General features: G+C 58.0%; 15 protein-coding genes. 5 read left to right on the top strand and 10 right to left on the bottom strand.

Annotated features, from left to right (window positions below):
- Positions 1–26: 26 nt before the first annotated feature.
- From E5K00_RS02685 to E5K00_RS02670, 4 genes are all read right to left on the bottom strand, one after another.
- On the bottom strand, positions 27–806 hold the full coding sequence (locus E5K00_RS02685; RefSeq protein ID WP_167856727.1) for a sensor histidine kinase: 780 nt from the start codon (positions 804–806) through the stop codon (positions 27–29).
- Positions 799–1,458 carry a hypothetical protein gene (locus tag E5K00_RS02680; RefSeq protein WP_135461418.1) on the bottom strand — a complete coding sequence of 220 codons (660 nt, stop codon included), beginning with the start codon at positions 1,456–1,458 and terminating at the stop codon, positions 799–801. Before E5K00_RS02680 ends, E5K00_RS02685 begins: the two co-directional genes overlap by 8 nt.
- Positions 1,442–1,870: a hypothetical protein gene (locus tag E5K00_RS02675; protein ID WP_135461416.1), complete on the bottom strand. Its 429-nt coding sequence runs from the start codon at positions 1,868–1,870 to the stop codon at positions 1,442–1,444. Before E5K00_RS02675 ends, E5K00_RS02680 begins: the two co-directional genes overlap by 17 nt.
- A gap of 119 nt (positions 1,871–1,989) precedes the next feature.
- Positions 1,990–2,859 (bottom strand): SDR family oxidoreductase, encoded by an 870-nt coding sequence (locus E5K00_RS02670; protein WP_135461414.1) that lies wholly within the window; start codon positions 2,857–2,859, stop codon positions 1,990–1,992.
- A 108-nt stretch (positions 2,860–2,967) separates the two neighbouring features.
- Between E5K00_RS02670 and E5K00_RS02665 the strand changes: the two genes are divergently transcribed.
- From E5K00_RS02665 to E5K00_RS02655, 3 genes are all read left to right on the top strand, one after another.
- Positions 2,968–3,816 (top strand): NAD(P)H-binding protein, encoded by an 849-nt coding sequence (locus tag E5K00_RS02665; RefSeq protein ID WP_135461412.1) that lies wholly within the window; start codon positions 2,968–2,970, stop codon positions 3,814–3,816.
- A gap of 196 nt (positions 3,817–4,012) precedes the next feature.
- Positions 4,013–5,260: a BaiN/RdsA family NAD(P)/FAD-dependent oxidoreductase gene (locus tag E5K00_RS02660; RefSeq protein WP_245328192.1), complete on the top strand. Its 1,248-nt coding sequence runs from the start codon at positions 4,013–4,015 to the stop codon at positions 5,258–5,260.
- A 174-nt stretch (positions 5,261–5,434) separates the two neighbouring features.
- The gene (locus E5K00_RS02655) at positions 5,435–5,887 is read left to right on the top strand and encodes a ferritin-like domain-containing protein (protein ID WP_135461410.1); all 453 of its coding nucleotides are present in this window, start codon (positions 5,435–5,437) and stop codon (positions 5,885–5,887) included.
- Between the two features lie 111 nt (positions 5,888–5,998).
- Here the strand turns inward: E5K00_RS02655 and E5K00_RS02650 are convergent, their stop codons facing one another.
- Positions 5,999–7,963, bottom strand: a complete 1,965-nt coding sequence (locus E5K00_RS02650) for a DEAD/DEAH box helicase (RefSeq protein WP_135461408.1) — start codon at positions 7,961–7,963, stop codon at positions 5,999–6,001.
- Positions 7,964–8,431: 468 nt separating this feature from the next.
- Complete coding sequence (locus tag E5K00_RS02645) at positions 8,432–8,623, bottom strand: cold-shock protein (protein WP_135461406.1); 192 nt, start codon at positions 8,621–8,623, stop codon at positions 8,432–8,434.
- Between the two features lie 460 nt (positions 8,624–9,083).
- Here E5K00_RS02645 and E5K00_RS02640 point away from each other — a divergent pair, with 460 nt between their 5' ends.
- On the top strand, positions 9,084–9,506 hold the full coding sequence (locus E5K00_RS02640) for an acyl-CoA thioesterase (protein WP_135461404.1): 423 nt from the start codon (positions 9,084–9,086) through the stop codon (positions 9,504–9,506).
- A 6-nt stretch (positions 9,507–9,512) separates the two neighbouring features.
- Here E5K00_RS02640 and E5K00_RS02635 read toward each other — a convergent pair whose 3' ends face one another.
- The 3 genes from E5K00_RS02635 to E5K00_RS02625 all read right to left on the bottom strand — a co-directional run bounded on the left by E5K00_RS02635 (position 9,513) and on the right by E5K00_RS02625 (position 10,948).
- Positions 9,513–10,475, bottom strand: a complete 963-nt coding sequence (locus E5K00_RS02635) for a hypothetical protein (protein WP_135461402.1) — start codon at positions 10,473–10,475, stop codon at positions 9,513–9,515.
- A 61-nt stretch (positions 10,476–10,536) separates the two neighbouring features.
- On the bottom strand, positions 10,537–10,740 hold the full coding sequence (locus tag E5K00_RS23300) for a DUF4365 domain-containing protein (RefSeq protein ID WP_135463649.1): 204 nt from the start codon (positions 10,738–10,740) through the stop codon (positions 10,537–10,539).
- Between the two features lie 28 nt (positions 10,741–10,768).
- Positions 10,769–10,948 (bottom strand): DUF4365 domain-containing protein, encoded by a 180-nt coding sequence (locus E5K00_RS02625; protein WP_135461400.1) that lies wholly within the window; start codon positions 10,946–10,948, stop codon positions 10,769–10,771.
- Between the two features lie 156 nt (positions 10,949–11,104).
- Here E5K00_RS02625 and E5K00_RS02620 point away from each other — a divergent pair, with 156 nt between their 5' ends.
- Positions 11,105–15,013 carry a DUF559 domain-containing protein gene (locus E5K00_RS02620; RefSeq protein ID WP_135461398.1) on the top strand — a complete coding sequence of 1,303 codons (3,909 nt, stop codon included), beginning with the start codon at positions 11,105–11,107 and terminating at the stop codon, positions 15,011–15,013.
- Positions 15,014–15,046: 33 nt separating this feature from the next.
- On the opposite strand, the gene E5K00_RS02615 is transcribed toward E5K00_RS02620, so the two are convergent.
- The gene (locus E5K00_RS02615; protein WP_135461396.1) at positions 15,047–15,721 is read right to left on the bottom strand and encodes a zinc ribbon domain-containing protein; all 675 of its coding nucleotides are present in this window, start codon (positions 15,719–15,721) and stop codon (positions 15,047–15,049) included.
- Positions 15,722–15,806: the final 85 nt, after the last annotated feature.

The following is a 15,806-nucleotide window of genomic DNA, read 5'->3' as shown; positions in this document are numbered from 1 at the left end:
GGGCGGGTTAAGATACAACTATCAGATTATAAGGGCACACGGGCCACGAAGCCAAAGCCGGCACCGGGGGCCGTCTGCACCGAGTAGGTTGCCTGCAGAATAGACAGGCGGCTTTCGATATTGTGCAGGCCCATGCCCTTTTTGGCGGCCGGCTCCCACTGCATGCCCCGGCCGTCATCCTGGTAGGAAAAAATCAGGACATCGGGCTCGAGCCAGAACTTAAGCTGCACCTTTTGGCCGGCCGAGTGCTTCACGGCATTGTTGAGCAGCTCTTCCACCACCCGGTAGAGGGCCGTGGCCTGGGGGCCCGGCAGGGCATCGAGCACGGGGGCAGCCTCGTTATCGAGGGAGCAGCGCAGGGTCCGGCCGTTGTTGAGCATGTCGGCCAGCTCTTCCACGGCCTCCGTAAAGCCGTACAGGTTCAGACTAACCGGGGAAAGGTTGTGCGAAATATGGCGCACTTCCACCATCACTTTGTCGATGATGGCTTTGCAGGAAGTAATAAAGGCCGCGGGGTCGGCGGCGGGGCCAGTGCGGTGCTGGTACAGCTCCACCGTCATGCGCAGGTTCGACAGGGCCGTGCCCACGTCGTCGTGCAGGTCCTGGCCGATGCGGCGGCGCTCGGCCTCCTGCGATTCTATCACGGCGGCCAGCAGCTCCTGCTGGTACTGAATACGGGCCTCCTGCAACTGCTTGGCCTGGGCCGCCAGCCGGTTCTGGTTGCGAAAGTGAATCAGGACGAACGAGACAATCAGGCTGAAAGCGCCCACAATGCTCAGGACGATCAGCGCATAAATATTATCCACTTCTTCGGGTTTGCCTAAAGCCAACGGATAGCAAGGCGTACATAATCAACACCAGGGTAGCATGCAGCACCCCTATTACCACCTGCCCCTGAAAGCTTGAGTATTTGATAATCAAGTTATAAAAGGCAAAAATAGCCGTGGCGCTGCCGAAATACTGCAGCAGGCCAAAATTAATCCACCTGTCCGGCTGCGGCTGCCCGTTGCGGCTGTCCTCGGTGAGGAAATAGTAGCTGCTCAGCAGAATAATCAGCACCGACGCCAACGCCCGCGGGTAGGAATTGAAAGCAAAAATGCTTTGCAACAGCAAAAAATTCAGCACTGCCACCACCGGAAAAGCCAGGCCCAGGCCCCACACCAACCCCACCGGAAGTTTGCCGGCCAGGGAGTGCCGGTAATAGGCCAGCAGCAGCAGAAACTCAACGATGGTATAAATATGCAGCAGCGGCAGGTTGTTGAGGTGGGCGGCCCCCAGCAGCTTGGCCAGCATATTCGTCACGCCCGAAACAATCAGGTAGACGAATATGGGCCGTAACCCCGGCTGCTCATAAACGCGCCGGAGTGCGCCTATGAGCAGCGGAATCAGAACGGACACCGGCACCAGAACGCCGACGTAGAAATAGCTGACCCGGATGAAATCAATCTTTACATTCACTGGGAACGGCGACAAGCATTATGCTGCCTTCGGCGCAGAAGTTAGGGCAGGGCGACGTGAAATCGTAAATCGTCGTGAGTTCCCCGCCCTTGTCCTCCACCAGGTCGTGGCGGCCCTCTTCATCGACGGCGACAACCATGCCGGACAGCTCTTGGCCCCCCCCCTCCAGCTCTTTCAAGCCGAAGTATACCCGTATTCCTACCCCGTCTCCGTGGGCTTCCCGAATGGCCTTCAGATCATCGGGGCCAATATAAATCCCGCGCGGAATGGCCTCAGTGTCTTTATCTGCGAAAATGGTTTTGAGCGCGCAGAGCCAGGATTCAATCCGGGTCTGGGCCGTTTTAAATGAAATCCGGGTGTCTTCCAACGAGTGCAGAGGCAGGTCAGAGGAGTTTTTTGTGGTATTCTCCATGAGGTATAGGGTAAGAATGGTTTAATCCGTTGCCGTTGTAGCCCGGAAACTGAGCACTACGTTTCCAATCGATGGAAACTCATCCATTGGTAAATTTTTTACCGAAGGCCTGTTTACCCCTAGCGGCGCATGGCTTTTTCGATTTCGTCCCACATCGGGGCCGGAATCAGCTCCAGCTTGTTGAACTCGCCGGCCCCATTGAGCCACTCGCCCCCGTCGATGGTCACCACTTCCCCGTTCACGTAGGCCGAGAAGTCGGACACGAGGTAGGCGGCCAGGTTGGCCAGTTCCTGGTATTCGCCCACGCGCTTGAGCGGCACCGAGGCGGCGGGGTCCAGCTTTTCGGCCAGCGGGGCCGGAAACAGGCGGCTCCAGGCGCCTTCCGTCGGGAACGGGCCGGGCGCAATGGCGTTGGAGCGGATACCGTATTTGGCCCATTCCACGGCCAGGGAGCGGGTCATGGCCAGCACACCGGCCTTGGCCGCGGCCGAGGGCACGACGTAGGCCGAGCCCACGGAAGCGTAGGTCGTGACGATGTTGAGGATGGTGCCGGGCTTTTTGTCGGCAATCCAGCGCTTGCCGAAAGCCAGGGTGCAGTTGTAGGAGCCGCGCAGCACGATGTCGACAATCACGTCGAAGGCTTTGTGCGAGAGGCGCTCGGTGGGCGAAATAAAGTTGCCGGCCGCGTTGTTGAGCAGCACGTCGACGCCGCCAAACTCGTCGATGGTGCGCTGCAGCATGGCTTCCACCTCGTCGTACTTGCGCACGTCGCACTGCACGGCCAGCACCTTGCCGCCGGTTTGCTGGCGCAGCTCCTCGGCCGTCTTTTCCAGCACGTCGAGCTTGCGGCTGCTGATGGTCACGTTGGCGCCCAGTTGCAGGAAATACGTGGTCATGGCCCGGCCCAGGCCAGTGCCGCCGCCGGTCACGACGATGGTTTTGCCTTGGAGCGCGTTGTCGCGGAGCATGGGTTGGGAGTACGCAGACATAGAAAAGCAGAGGTAAGGGGAAGGATGGGAAAGCTGCAAGAACGGGATTTGTTGGCTTTGCCCGCATAAAAAACGAGAAGAAGGATTTTTTCCCACCTTTGGCCCCACATGAGCGTCCTCTCCCCTTCTTCTCTTCCCCCGGTGGCCGTGCTTGGCTGCGGCTGGCTCGGCCTGCCCCTGGCCAAGGCCCTGGTGGCCGCCGGTTACCCCGTGGTGGGCTCCACGACTACGCCCAAACAGCTGCTTACCCTACGCGACGCCGGCATTACGCCCTACCTGCTGCGCTTGGGGGCCGAATTTAGCGCCACCGACGCCGACACGCTGCGGGCCATGCTGGCCGGCGTACAGGTATTAATTCTGAACATTCCGCCCAGCAAAGCCGGCGCGGGCGGCTACCCGGCCCTGCTGCGGCCGGTGGGCAGCGCCCTGGCTGCCGCCGGCGTGCGGCACGTGCTGTTCGTGAGCTCGACCAGCGTGTACCCCGACGAGCCGCGCCGCATGACCGAAGCCGACGCCGTGGCCTCGGCCGACGCGGCGTCGGACCTGCTGCGGGCCGAAGGGCAGTTTACCTCCACTACCGGGCAGTGGCAAACCACGATTGTGCGCCTGAGCGGCCTGATTGGCCCACAGCGCCCCCCGGGCCGCTTTCTGGCCGGCCGGCAGGACGTGCCCAACGGCAACGCGCCCGTCAACCTGATTCACCTCCACGATTGTGTTGGCCTGCTCACCAACATTATTCAGCAGCAGGCCTGGGGCTACACCTTCAACGCCAGCGCGAACCAGCATTTGCTGCGCCGGGAGTTTTACCCGGCGGCGGCCCAACGGCTGGGGCTGGCCGCCCCGGTTTTCCAGCCCGACTCGGCCGGGGGCAAAATTATCGACAGCAGCCTGATCCGGCAGAAACTCAACTACCAGTTCCGGCACGACGACCTGCTGGCCGCGCTGGCCTACTGCTGAGCCCAGGGCCCAATTTCACCAGGTGCCGACGGATTTGGGTGGGACTCAGCAGCTGGGCAAATCGTGCCGTCTGCCTTTAAAATCAACGGGGCCGTTTGGAAAATCGGGCCGTCGATTTTAACAATGGGTGGCCCGATTTAGCGTAACGAACGGGTCGATTTGAAATCGGCGGAAATCCGTGGGTTATCTTTGCCCCGTGAATACTGATAAACTGACGGTCGTGGTGCTGGGTGGCGGCGCGGCCGGCTTTTTCGGGGCCATTGCCTGCGCCGAAGCCAACCCTGCGGCCCGGGTGCTGCTGGTCGAGAAAACCGGCAAGCTGCTGAGCAAAGTCCGGGTGTCGGGCGGGGGGCGCTGCAACGTGACGCACGCCTGTTTTTCGGCCGCGCAGCTGGTGCAGCACTACCCGCGGGGCGGCAAAAAGCTGAAGGAGCCCTTTCAGCAATTTGGGGCCCAGGATACGGTGCGCTGGTTTGCGCGGCGCGGCGTAGAACTCAAGACCGAAGCCGACGGCCGTATGTTTCCCACCACCGACTCGTCGGAAACCATTGCCCAGGCCCTGCTTGAAGCGGCCCGCCAGGCCGGTGTGCAGGTGCTGCTCAATACCAATGCCGAGCAGCTCACCCCACTGCCCGGGGGCGGCTTCGCGGTACGCCTGACCGGCCTGCACGCCCAGACGCTGACGGCCCAGCGCCTGCTGATTGCCACCGGCGGCGTGCCCAAAACCGAGGGCTACGACTGGCTGCGGCAGCTGGGCCACACCATTGCCGCCCCGGTTCCGTCCCTGTTTACTTTCAACGTGCCCGAGTCGCCGCTCAAGGAATTGATGGGCGTGAGCGTGCCCCTGGCTCGGGTAGTTATTGTCGGCGAAAAGCTCGATTACGAAGGCCCGCTGCTGATTACGCACTGGGGCGTGAGCGGGCCGGCCGTGCTCAAGCTCTCGGCCTGGGGGGCCCGCCGCCTGCACGAACTCAACTACACCGGCACGGCCCTGGTCAATTGGATTCCGGCCCACAACGAGGAAACCCTACGCCAGTGGCTGCACGCCTTCCGGGACGAAAACGGTAAGAAAGTAGTGCTGGTCAACCCGCTGTTTGGCCTGCCCCAGCGGCTGTGGCGGGCCCTGGTCGAGCAGGCCGGCATTGGGGCCGACACCCGCTGGAGCGAGCTGGCCGGCAAGCTGCAGAACCGGCTGCTGGAGCTGCTGCTGCGCATGCCGCTGGCCGTGCGCGGCAAAACCACCTTCAAGGAAGAATTTGTGACCTGCGGCGGCGTGGTGCTGGGCGAAGTCAACCTGAAAACCATGGAAAGCCGCCTGCACCCGGGCCTGCACTTCGCCGGCGAGGTGCTCGACATCGACGGCATCACCGGCGGCTTCAACTTCCAGGCCGCCTGGACCACCGGCTATCTGGCCGGCCAGGCCATGAGCAAGCCCCTGGCCTGACCACGCGCCCCCGGCCGGTAGTTTGGCAGAGCTAGTCGTGGATAATACTTTTTCGGCATGCAGTAGCATTCCTGCTTTGCCGCTGTTGCCTTGTTTCTGTAACCCTAGGAGCTGCCAGCCAGTAAAGAGAGACACAATCCTTGTTTCTACTACACCTAATTTACTGACCCACTCATGGAAGCCAAAGCAACCCAAGCCCTGCTCAACGAACTGCTCGAAACGCTGAAAGACGGCGAAAAAGGCTATTCTACCGCCACCACCGACGTCGACGATCATGACCTGAAGCAGGTATTCAAGAAATACGCCGTGCAGCGCGACGGTTTTTTGACCGAGCTGGAAGATCAGATGCACAAGCTCAACCTGAAAGCCGACGAGGAGAGCTCCGTTACAGGCACCATTCACCGCGCTTTCATCAACCTGAAGGCCGCCATTACCAGCAAAAGCCGGGAAAGCATCCTGAATGAGTGCGAGCGGGGCGAAGACTATGCCGTGAAAGCCTACCAAACGGCCCTGAAAGCCGAGGGCCTGCCCGGGCAGCTCAAAAGCATCATTGAAAAGCAGTACCAGGGCATCCAGGAAGCCCACAACGAGATTCGCACCCTGCGCGACGCCGCAGCCGCGAAGTAAGCGCACGTTGTAGCGCATAGAAAAAGCCCCGCCGGAATCCCGGCGGGGCTTTTTTGTATCTAGGATGTAAACCGGGGCAAAGCTTCAGCCCCACCCCTGCTTACTCAGGCGCTATTCGTCGAAATCCTGACGCGGGCGGGGAGCGGGGCCTTCGCTACGGCCGCGGAAACCGCCGCCGTCGTTGTCGCGCTTGCCCTTGTAGCCGCCACCGTAGCTGCTGCCCCCGTCGCGGTTGCCTTTGTAGCCACCGCCGTAGGAGCTGCCGCCGCTGTTGCCGCCCCGGTAGCCACCTTCGCGGTTGCCACCAAACGAGCCGCCACCGCGGTTGAAGCCACCTTCCCGACGGTCGCCGTAGCTACCGCCGCGGTTGCCGCCGAAGCCGCCTTCGCGCCGCTCACCGTAGCCACCGCTCCGCCGCGGACGATCTTCGCCGCCGCCGAAGCCGCCGGGGCCGCGGGTGTTGCCTTCCTGCTGCGCATCGCCTTCCTGGCGGGGCGTGGCAATGTTAAACGACACGGGACGACCCTGAATCGAGGTGCGGCCCAGCTTGGTGGTGATTTCCTCGGCAAACTCCGAGGGCACTTCCACGAAGCTGAACTTGTCGTAGAGGGCAATGTCGCCGACTTTGCTGCCGGTCAGGGCGGTGTTCTCGGCAATCAGGTCAACGATGTCGCGGGGATGAACCCGGTCTTTCTTGCCCATCGTGACGAACAGGCGGGTGAAGCCGGGGCGCACGGCGCCCTGCTGCCGACCCACTTCCAAGCTCTTTTCAGCCTGCTTGTCTTCCTTCATCGTCATGCGCAGCAGAGCGGCGGCCACGTCGAGGGAGGTAATGTCTTCTTCCTGGTCGAGCAGGCGCTGCACGCGGGCCACGTACTTCTCCAGCTTACCTTTCTCAATGATTTCCTTGATCTGGGCCAGGAACAGCGTGGTTTTCACCTCCGACACATCCTCAAACGACGGAATACGCTCCTGCTTGATGTTGGCCTTGGTGTAGCGCATGATGTCGCGCAGCTTGTAGATGTCGCGGCCGCTCACGAAGGTGAAAGCCTTGCCCAGCTTGCCGGCGCGGCCGGTGCGGCCGATGCGGTGCACGTAGTACTCTTCGTCGGCGGGCAGGTCGTAGTTCACCACGGCTTCCACGTTTTCCACGTCGATACCACGGGCGGCGACGTCGGTAGCCACCAGGATTTCGAGCGTGCCCTTGCGGAACTTGTCGAGCGTGTTCTGGCGCTGCTGCTGGCCCATGTCGCCGTGCAAGCCGTCGGCGAAGTAGCCGCGGGCCTGGAGTTCGGCCACGCACTCATCCACCATGCGCTTGGTGTTGCAGAATACGATGGTCGACTTGAGGTTGTACATGTCGATGATGCGGGACAGCACGTCCTTTTTCATCGGGTTGCGCACCTCGTAGTACATCTGCTCGATGTTCGTAACGGTCAGCTCCTGGTGGTTAACCTTTACGATCTGCGGGTTGGTTTGGTACTTTTTGGTGAGCTCCATGATGGGCTTGCTCATCGTAGCCGAGAAGAACACCGTCTGGCGGTCTTCGGGCATCTTGCTCAGTACCACCTCGATGTCGTCGCGGAAGCCCATGTCGAGCATTTCGTCGGCTTCGTCCAGGATGATTTTCTTAACCTGGTCCAGCTTCAGCGTACCGCGCTCTAGGTGGTCCATTACGCGGCCGGGAGTGCCAATAACGATCTGCACGCCGCGCTCCAAGGCCTGGAACTGCCGGTCGTAGCTCTGGCCACCGTAGATTGGCACCACGGCCAGACCCCGCTTGTACTTGCCCAGCTTCTGGATTTCGCCCGATACCTGCACCGCCAGCTCGCGGGTGGGGCACAGCACCAGCACCTGCACGGCGCGGTTGTTGGTGTCAACGCCTTCGATGGCGGGAATGCCGAACGCGGCCGTTTTACCGGTACCCGTCTGGGCCTGACCGATTACGTCCTTGCCTTCGAGCAGAACGGGGATAGCCGCCGTCTGGATGGGCGATGCTTCTTCATAGCCGAGCTCGGCAATGGCGCGCATCATCTCTTCAGAGAGATTCAGCTCTTCAAATTTTACTTTTTCCATGTCTGTGTTAGATGGAATGGGAGACAATAGCTCTGAAAACAGCGGATTCAGCGACGTTCCTCTCCCACTCAACAACAACGACAAGCGACGGAAGCAACGGACGGAAGACGAAGGCGGCCAGCCTATTAGATTACAGCAGCCTATGCTGCGCGGAACATGGCCGTTCTCAATGCGGCTGCAAAGGTACGTGTTTTTCGCGAGAAAAGATACGTAGCAGCCGTTTTAGCTAGCTCTTATTCCGGTTTGGGCGGAAGGATTTCCCCGGCCGATGGGCGCAACAGGCAGGCTGTTAACTCCGCTATATAGACCAGGGCCATTGTAACTCGACAGCCGGGCTATAAGTTCGGCCGCCGGCAAAAATAGCACTTTTGGCTTTCGGCAGTGCCAGCCCTCATACCGGCCGAAACGCAAAAAAGCCTGCACGAGGCAGGCTTTTCTGTTTCACTTGCGAGAAGTGAATAAGGTGATTTACACCAACGACACCTTTACGGCGTTCAGACCTTTACGGCCCTGCGCAACGTCGAATTGCACTTTGTCGTTCTCGCGAATTTCGTCGACCAGGTCGCTTACGTGCACGAAGATGTCCTGACCGTTTTCGTCAGATTTAATGAAACCAAAGCCCTTGGTGTCATTGAAGAATTTTACCGTTCCTGTTTGCATGAGGATATTGTATGGATGTCATTCAAGCAAAGTGGCCATTGTTATCTGATGCAGCTCTTTGCAGAACGAATAGCAGAATAATGAAGCACATTATCTTAAACTTGAATCAAAGGTACGCAATTCTGCCGTAGCAGATGGTCATGCCGGGCTTTATGATTCTGTTAATGCCCCCGGTTTCGGACGGAAGTGCCCTTTGCAGGCGGCAGGCGGCTATTATCGGGCATGGAATTTCAAAGTTTTTTTTGCTCAGCCCAACCGTAACGACCCGCCAAGCAGCCAAAATCCGGTTTTTGGGCCAGCATTCTGGCGTCTTTTGGCCCCATTGGCCGGCGGCCCGCAGAACGTCGAACCCGCCCGAGCTACCTTAGCGGCACCACCGACCCTTCCGCCCAAAACCTGGCGGGCCAGCGAGTCGAGTAAGATCATCCTTTCGCCGGTTTCCTCGCCTAATACGTTGCCCATGTCCGAATCAGCTTCCGCGTCCTTCCGCTTTGCCCGCCTACTCACCGTAGTCGAGGCCGATATTGATGAGCTGAACCACGTGAATAACGTGCAATACGTGCGGTTTGTGCAGGACACGGCCGCCGCCCACTGGCAGGCCGCCTTTCCGGCCGGCGAGCGGGAGCAGTATATCTGGGTGGTGCTGGAGCACCGGGTGCGCTACCACAAGCCGGCCTTCCTGGGTGAGGAGCTGCGCTGCACCACCTGGATCGGGGAAGTGCGCGGGGCTCAGTCGCAGCGCTTCGTACGCATCGAGCGGGCCGCCGACGGGGTGCTGCTCTGCGAGGCCGAAACCCAGTGGGTACTGCTGGACCCCAGTACGCAGCGGCCCAAGCGGGTGACGCCGGAAGTGGAGCAGCGGCTGCGGGTGGCGAAATGGTAAGTACAGTCATATATCTTCACGTCTTATAAAGAATATAAGTGCAGAAGGATCCTCTTCATTGAGGCTTATACTTTCCCATTTTCCACCTGTAAAAAATTCCAATTCACAATATTCATCGTAACAGACATCTGAATCAAAAATATTCACCATAGTAATAACCGCAATAGGATACAAAACCATGTCATCAAAATCCCAAGCAAGTCTTATAACATCATTACTCTCTTTATACAAATCAAAATACATATTTAATTTTCGCAACGAAGCCTCTTTTCTGCCATCCAAATGACTAGTACTACCAACCCTCTCCCTCACCGAACTATAAAGTGTTGACCAATAAATTTCCCACTCATTTAGCATTTTAGGAATAAAATATTCTTTTTCAATCCCTGGATCTAGATAAATTTCACTCCAGATACGCATTTCTGTTTCAGTATATATTTCATCATAGCTTTCACCTTCTATATAACTCTTTAGATATTGCTTCATACTTTCATAAGTATTTATCTCAAAACTTTCGTTTTTTAGTTTAAATATAACTATAGAATCAAGAGCTTTAACTTCATAATTTTCATTGCAAGCACCCGAATAAATTTCAAATGCTTTAACAAAATCATTATACGCAGGAACGCCATTGTTTTTATTATAGTCATTAAATACAAATTCTACAATACTTGCAATGCCATTAAAGCAGATCAGCAATATTTGATCCATCAAGCTTTTATAAGCAGAAATAGTATTTGGCAGCAAGGCAAATTCTTTTATAATATACTCTTCAAACATTTGAATAGAATAATAATAATTGCTATTCCAGTTAAAGATTGATTTATTAGCATCCCACTCTTCTGAAGAAGGCAGATACTGAAGGTTAATACATAATATGTTTTCTTTTCCGCAACTCGTCACCATATATAGTTTATTATGAATAATTTTATATTCAAATAAGATATGCAATTTATCATCAAACAACATATCTGGTAAAAAGCATTCTGTATTCTCTAATGAATCAATTTTGTTTATTATGTTTTCAATATCATTTTTTACAAATTGTATTAAGAATATTATTTAAAGGAAAGTCAATCTTCCATTTTTTTGAAGTTTTAACGATGTTTTCTATATTATAATATTGCCAATACACAATATCTTGCACTGGATCATGTAATACAATAAACAATGGCAAATTTTCACTTATAGCATTCCAATAAATAAAATGCCTTTCAGAAAAATAAAATGTAATACAATCTTTTTTTCTAACAAAATTACTTTCACCCCCCTTTTATTTGCAATGCAAATATTTTATTTCTATTATCAATACCAATAGGAGTTTCAACTAATGCATCAACCCCTAAATCCACAATCGGCTGCTCCCTGAAAATCCAGCCATATTCAGTAATCAAACTAGCCACTTTATATATTGCTTTTCTTTCTATTTTGAAATGATTCATTGCCAATCAACAGCTATTTGAAAGTGTATTTTTACCGTGTTAAAACACACAAGTAAGCACCACAATGTTTTACAACACTTAGTCGCAATATAAAAATTTATACGCAACTAGTAATCACTTATAGGTTATCTTGCGGGCCGCTTTCCTCCTCCCGCAATGCCCGCCACGTTCCGCATTTACTCGTCTTCCGCCGGCTCCGGCAAAACCTACCAGTTGACCAAGGAATACCTGAAGCTGGCCTTGGGCTCCGAGGACCCGGCCTACTTTAAGAGCATCCTGGCCATTACCTTCACCAACGATGCGGCGGGCGAGATGAAGGAGCGCATTATCAGCGCGTTGCGGCGCTTTGCCTACCCCACCGCCGACAACCAGGACGACGCGCTGCTGCGCGATATTGCCGAGGAGCTGGCCGCCGAAGGGCTGCTGCCGCGCCGCGCCGAAACGCCCCAGGAACGAGAGCAGGAGCTGCGGCGGCGGGCGGCGGCCACCTTCCGGCTGGTGCTCTACCACTACGCCGATTTTGCCGTGAGTACCATCGACTCCTTCGTGCAGCGCATCGTGCAGGCCTTTACCCGGGAGCTGGGTTTGCCGGCCACCTTTGAGGTGGAGCTCGACGGCGACGCGGTGCTGCAAAGCGCGGTGGCCCTGCTGCTGGACCGCGTAAACCGGGACCCGAATGCGGCCCTGCTCAGCCGCTCCCTGGCCGACTACGCCCTGAGCAAGGCCGACGAGGGCCGGAGCTGGAACAACCTCGCGGACGAGCTGGTGCAGTTCGGGCGCTTTCTGCTGAGTGAGCCCGTGCACGAGGCCGTGACGCAATTGCAGAAGATGTCGTTGCAGGACTACCGGCGGCTGCACGAGACGCTGCGCAAGCGCAAGGAGGTCATTGAGGGCAAGTTTCAGTTGGTGGCGCTGCAAGCCATTGTGGCCCTGGAAACGGCCGGCGTGACCGAGGCCGATTTGTACCAGGGCAAGAATGGCATCATCGGCTACTTCACGAAGTGGGAAGAGCGGCTGTTGCCCGATAAAGAGGCCAACAGCTACGTGCGGGCCACCTTCGAGCAGGACAAGTGGTACAGCGGCAAGGTGAAAACCGCCGCCGACAAGCAGCGCGTGGACGCCGTGAAGGAGGACGTGACCCGCTACTACCTGGAGCTGGAAAACCTGCGCGCCACGCTGCTTTCCAACTATATTCTGGTGAATGGGATGCTGCCCTACCTGTTTCACGTGTCGCTCTTGAGCGAACTGAGCAAGGCCGTGGACCAGCTCAGCCGGGAGCGGGGCGTGGTGCTTATTGCCGAGTTCAACCGCCGCATTGCCAGCATCGTGCTGCGCGAACCGGTGCCGTTCTTGTACGAGCGGATGGGCGAGCGGTACCTGCATTTGCTCATCGACGAGTTTCAGGATACGTCGGTGCTGCAGTGGAACAACCTGCTGCCGCTGGTGGAAAACGCCGTGTCGACCGGCAACCTGTCGCTGGCGGTGGGCGACGCCAAGCAGGCCATTTACCGCTGGCGGGGCGGGGAGATGGAGCAGATTCTGCGGTTGCACAAAAACCAGACGGAGTACCTCTACGGCCGCGTGGCCGACGAGGAGCTGCGCGGCCTGCTCCAGGACCGCTACTTCACCCTGGACCAGGCCCTGACGCCGGAGCATTTGAACACCAACTACCGCTCGGCCCCGGAAATCATCCAGTTCAACAACGACTTCTTTGGGCAGGTAAGCCAGAGCCACCCGCAGCTGCCGCTGGTGCAGAGCATTTACGATGAGCACTTTGGGCAAGAAGCTCCTACGAAGCCTCACCCCCCAACCCCCTCTCCCGAGGAGAGGGGAAGCCTGACGCAAGGCGTTAAAGAGTTTCGGAATGATATCGGCGAGTTTGTTCTAACTGCCAACGCGCAGACTTGGGATAAGACTTCAGCTTATTCAAAACAGATGCGTTCTACGCCAACGGAAGCGGAAAACATCCTGTGGCAGGAGTTGAGAAACAGTAAACTTGGGGAGAAATTTCGTCGTCAGCACGTCATCAAATCGTACATCGTCGACTTCGTGTGTATCGGCAAGATGCTTATTATAGAAGTTGACGGCGATGTTCACGCCACAGCAGAGCAGGCTGAATATGATACTGGGCGCACTCAGGAGTTAACTCAACTTGGCTATCGTGTACTTCGCTTCTCGAATGACCAAGTTCTGTATGCTTTGTCCTCTGTCCTGAATCAAATTCAACAAGAATTTGATTCAGCCTCGGTCGCTCCACAAGGCTCCCCCTCTCCTCGGGAGAGGGGGTTGGGGGGTGAGGCCGGCCACGTGGAGCTGCTCTTCACCGAAGACGACGCCCCCGCCCGGCGCTACGACCCGGTTTCGGGCGCCTACACCGAGGAAACCCTGCCCGGCGTGGGCCCCGACGAGGTGTTCGACTACGAAGCCAGCACGCTCTACCTCACGCTGCAACTGGTGGAGCAGGCCCTGCAGGACGGGTTCCGGCTCCAGGACATTGCCGTGCTCTGCCGCCGCCGCGACTCTAGCCGGCGCGTCGCTAAGTTTCTGAAAGAGCGGGGCTACCCCATTATTTCGGCCGATTCGCTGTCGTTGGAATTTGCCGAGGTGGTGAATTTGCTGGTGGCGTTGTTCCGGGTGCTCAACCAGCCGGCCGACACCCTGGCGCGGGCCGAAGCCCTGCTGCTGGTCGATAAGGTGGTGCGGCAGCTGGCTCCTACCCCGGCCCGGGCCCGGCACATTGCCGAGCTGGCCAACGCCGAAAAGGCTCAGGCGTTTTTCGACGAGCTGCGCGCTCTGGGCTACGACGTGCGGGAACAGGAAACCGGCAACCTAGGCCTCTACGAGCTGACCGAGCGGCTGATGGGCACCTTCGGGCTGCTGGGCCGCAACGAGGAAAGTGAGTACCTGTTCCGCTTCCTGGACCTGACGCTGGAATACAGCCTGCGCTTTGGCAACAACCTGAACAACTTCCTGACTTACTGGGAGCAGAAGAAAAGCGCGCTGAGCATCAACGCTCCGGCCGGGCGCGACGCCATAACCATTACCACGGTGCACAAAGCCAAGGGTCTGGCCTACGGCGTCGTCATCGTGCCCTTCGCCGACTGGAGCCTGACGCCCTACCGGGGTACTTTGCTCTGGGGCCGGTTGCCGGAGGATGAGAAGCCGGTACCGGAAATGCCGCCCATTGCGGTGGTCAGCCAAACCCAGGCCTTGCTGCACACTCCCCTGGCGCAGCAATACACCGAGGAGCTGGAAAAGACGTTTCTGGAGGGCCTGAACATGCTCTACGTGGCCTTCACCCGGCCCCGGCACCGGCTTTACGCCATCAGCCGCCGGCCCAAGCCCACCAAAGCCAGCAAGGACCTGGAACTGACCGGCCCGGCTGAGCCGGCCAAAACCGTGGCCGAGCTGCTGCACCGCTACCTGACCGCCACCGGTGCCTGGAACGATGAGCGCACGGCCTACACCCTGGCCAACAGCCACCACTTCGTGCCCCAGCTGAAAACCAAGGCAGCTACCCGCACCTATTCGCTGGCCAACCTGAGCAGCACGCCCTGGGAGGAGCGCCTGCGCCTGCGCCGCCACGCCAATACGGTGTTCGACTTCGACGACCAGCAGGTGCAGCGCGAATGGAACCGCAAGCTGCACTACGCCCTGCGCCGCACCGAAATTGCCGCCGACGTCGACCGGGTGGCCGCCCAGCTCGTGGCCGAGGGATTGGTCAGCAGCAAGGAGAAACGCATTTTGCTGGACCTGCTGCGGCGCACCGTGGAAAACCCGCAGATGGCCCACTACTTCAGCCTGGCCGTGGCGGTGGAAACCGAGCGGGAAATTCTGGTGGGAGGCACCCGCCGCCAGGACTACAAGCCCGACCGGATTGTGTTTGAGCCCAACGTGGGGCCCGCGCCCGGCCGCGTCACGGTTATCGACTTCCGCATTCCACCACCCGAGCCCCAGCACCGGCAGCTATTGCAGCAGTACGCGGGCCTGTTTCGGCAGCTGGGCTACGCCGACGTGCAGTGCGTGCTCTACTACTTCGACACGGAGGAAGCCCTGGTGTTTTAGCGCATTCGATCTGCCGCGCCGGAGATTAGCCGGTTACCGGAGCCGCATAAACTCCTTGTTGTGCTGCCGCACGCTTTGCCACTGCTGCCGGCTCCAGGCCGTAGCCTGGTTGGCCGGCGCCACCGAGTCGCGCAGGGCGCTGGTAATCTTGGCCGTGCCGGGCCCGCCCCGGAGCGGGTCGGTGACGCGGAAGTAGGCGCTGTCGGGGGTGGTTTTGGTGACTTGCATCAGCGAGTAGCGTCCACCATCCAGCGGCATCAGAAACACGGCCCCGACGGTGGGCAGCGGGTCCGGGGCGGCCTCGGCGGCCGGAGCTTCCTGCTGGGCTAACGCCGGGGCCGGGGCCGCCGAGGCAGTTGGCTCGGCGTCTTTGCGAAAGAGCCCCACTCCCACCATGAACAGCACCAGCGCGCCCATCAGCAGCAAAACGAGGTAGTTGGTGATGGGCAGCCGGGCGCTGCTCTGCAAGGCGGCTACCGGTGCCTGGTAGGCGGCGGGCATCTCCTTTTTTTCCAGCACCTGCTTGCAGTGGCCGCACTGGGTCAGGCTGAATTTGCCCAGGGGAATTACCGGAATCCAGAACACGTGAAAGTAGCGCGAAAACACCGTGGCCGTCACCGCATCGGGGGTGCCGCAGTATGCGCAGGAAACACCCGCGAGAGGGGAAGTCGTAATCCGGGTTTGACCCAGCCCAAAGAAAAACAGCATACGAACAGGAGGATAAAGATGGGAGAATATAGCCGCGCAAAACGCCGGATTCCGCGATTCGCAGGCGTAAGCCCGATACGCACGA

This window comes from Hymenobacter aquaticus, assembly GCF_004765605.1.
Taxonomy (GTDB): domain Bacteria; phylum Bacteroidota; class Bacteroidia; order Cytophagales; family Hymenobacteraceae; genus Hymenobacter; species Hymenobacter aquaticus.
The sequence above is the reverse complement of the archived record's forward strand: the minus strand, read 5'-3'. Positions and strand labels throughout refer to the sequence as shown.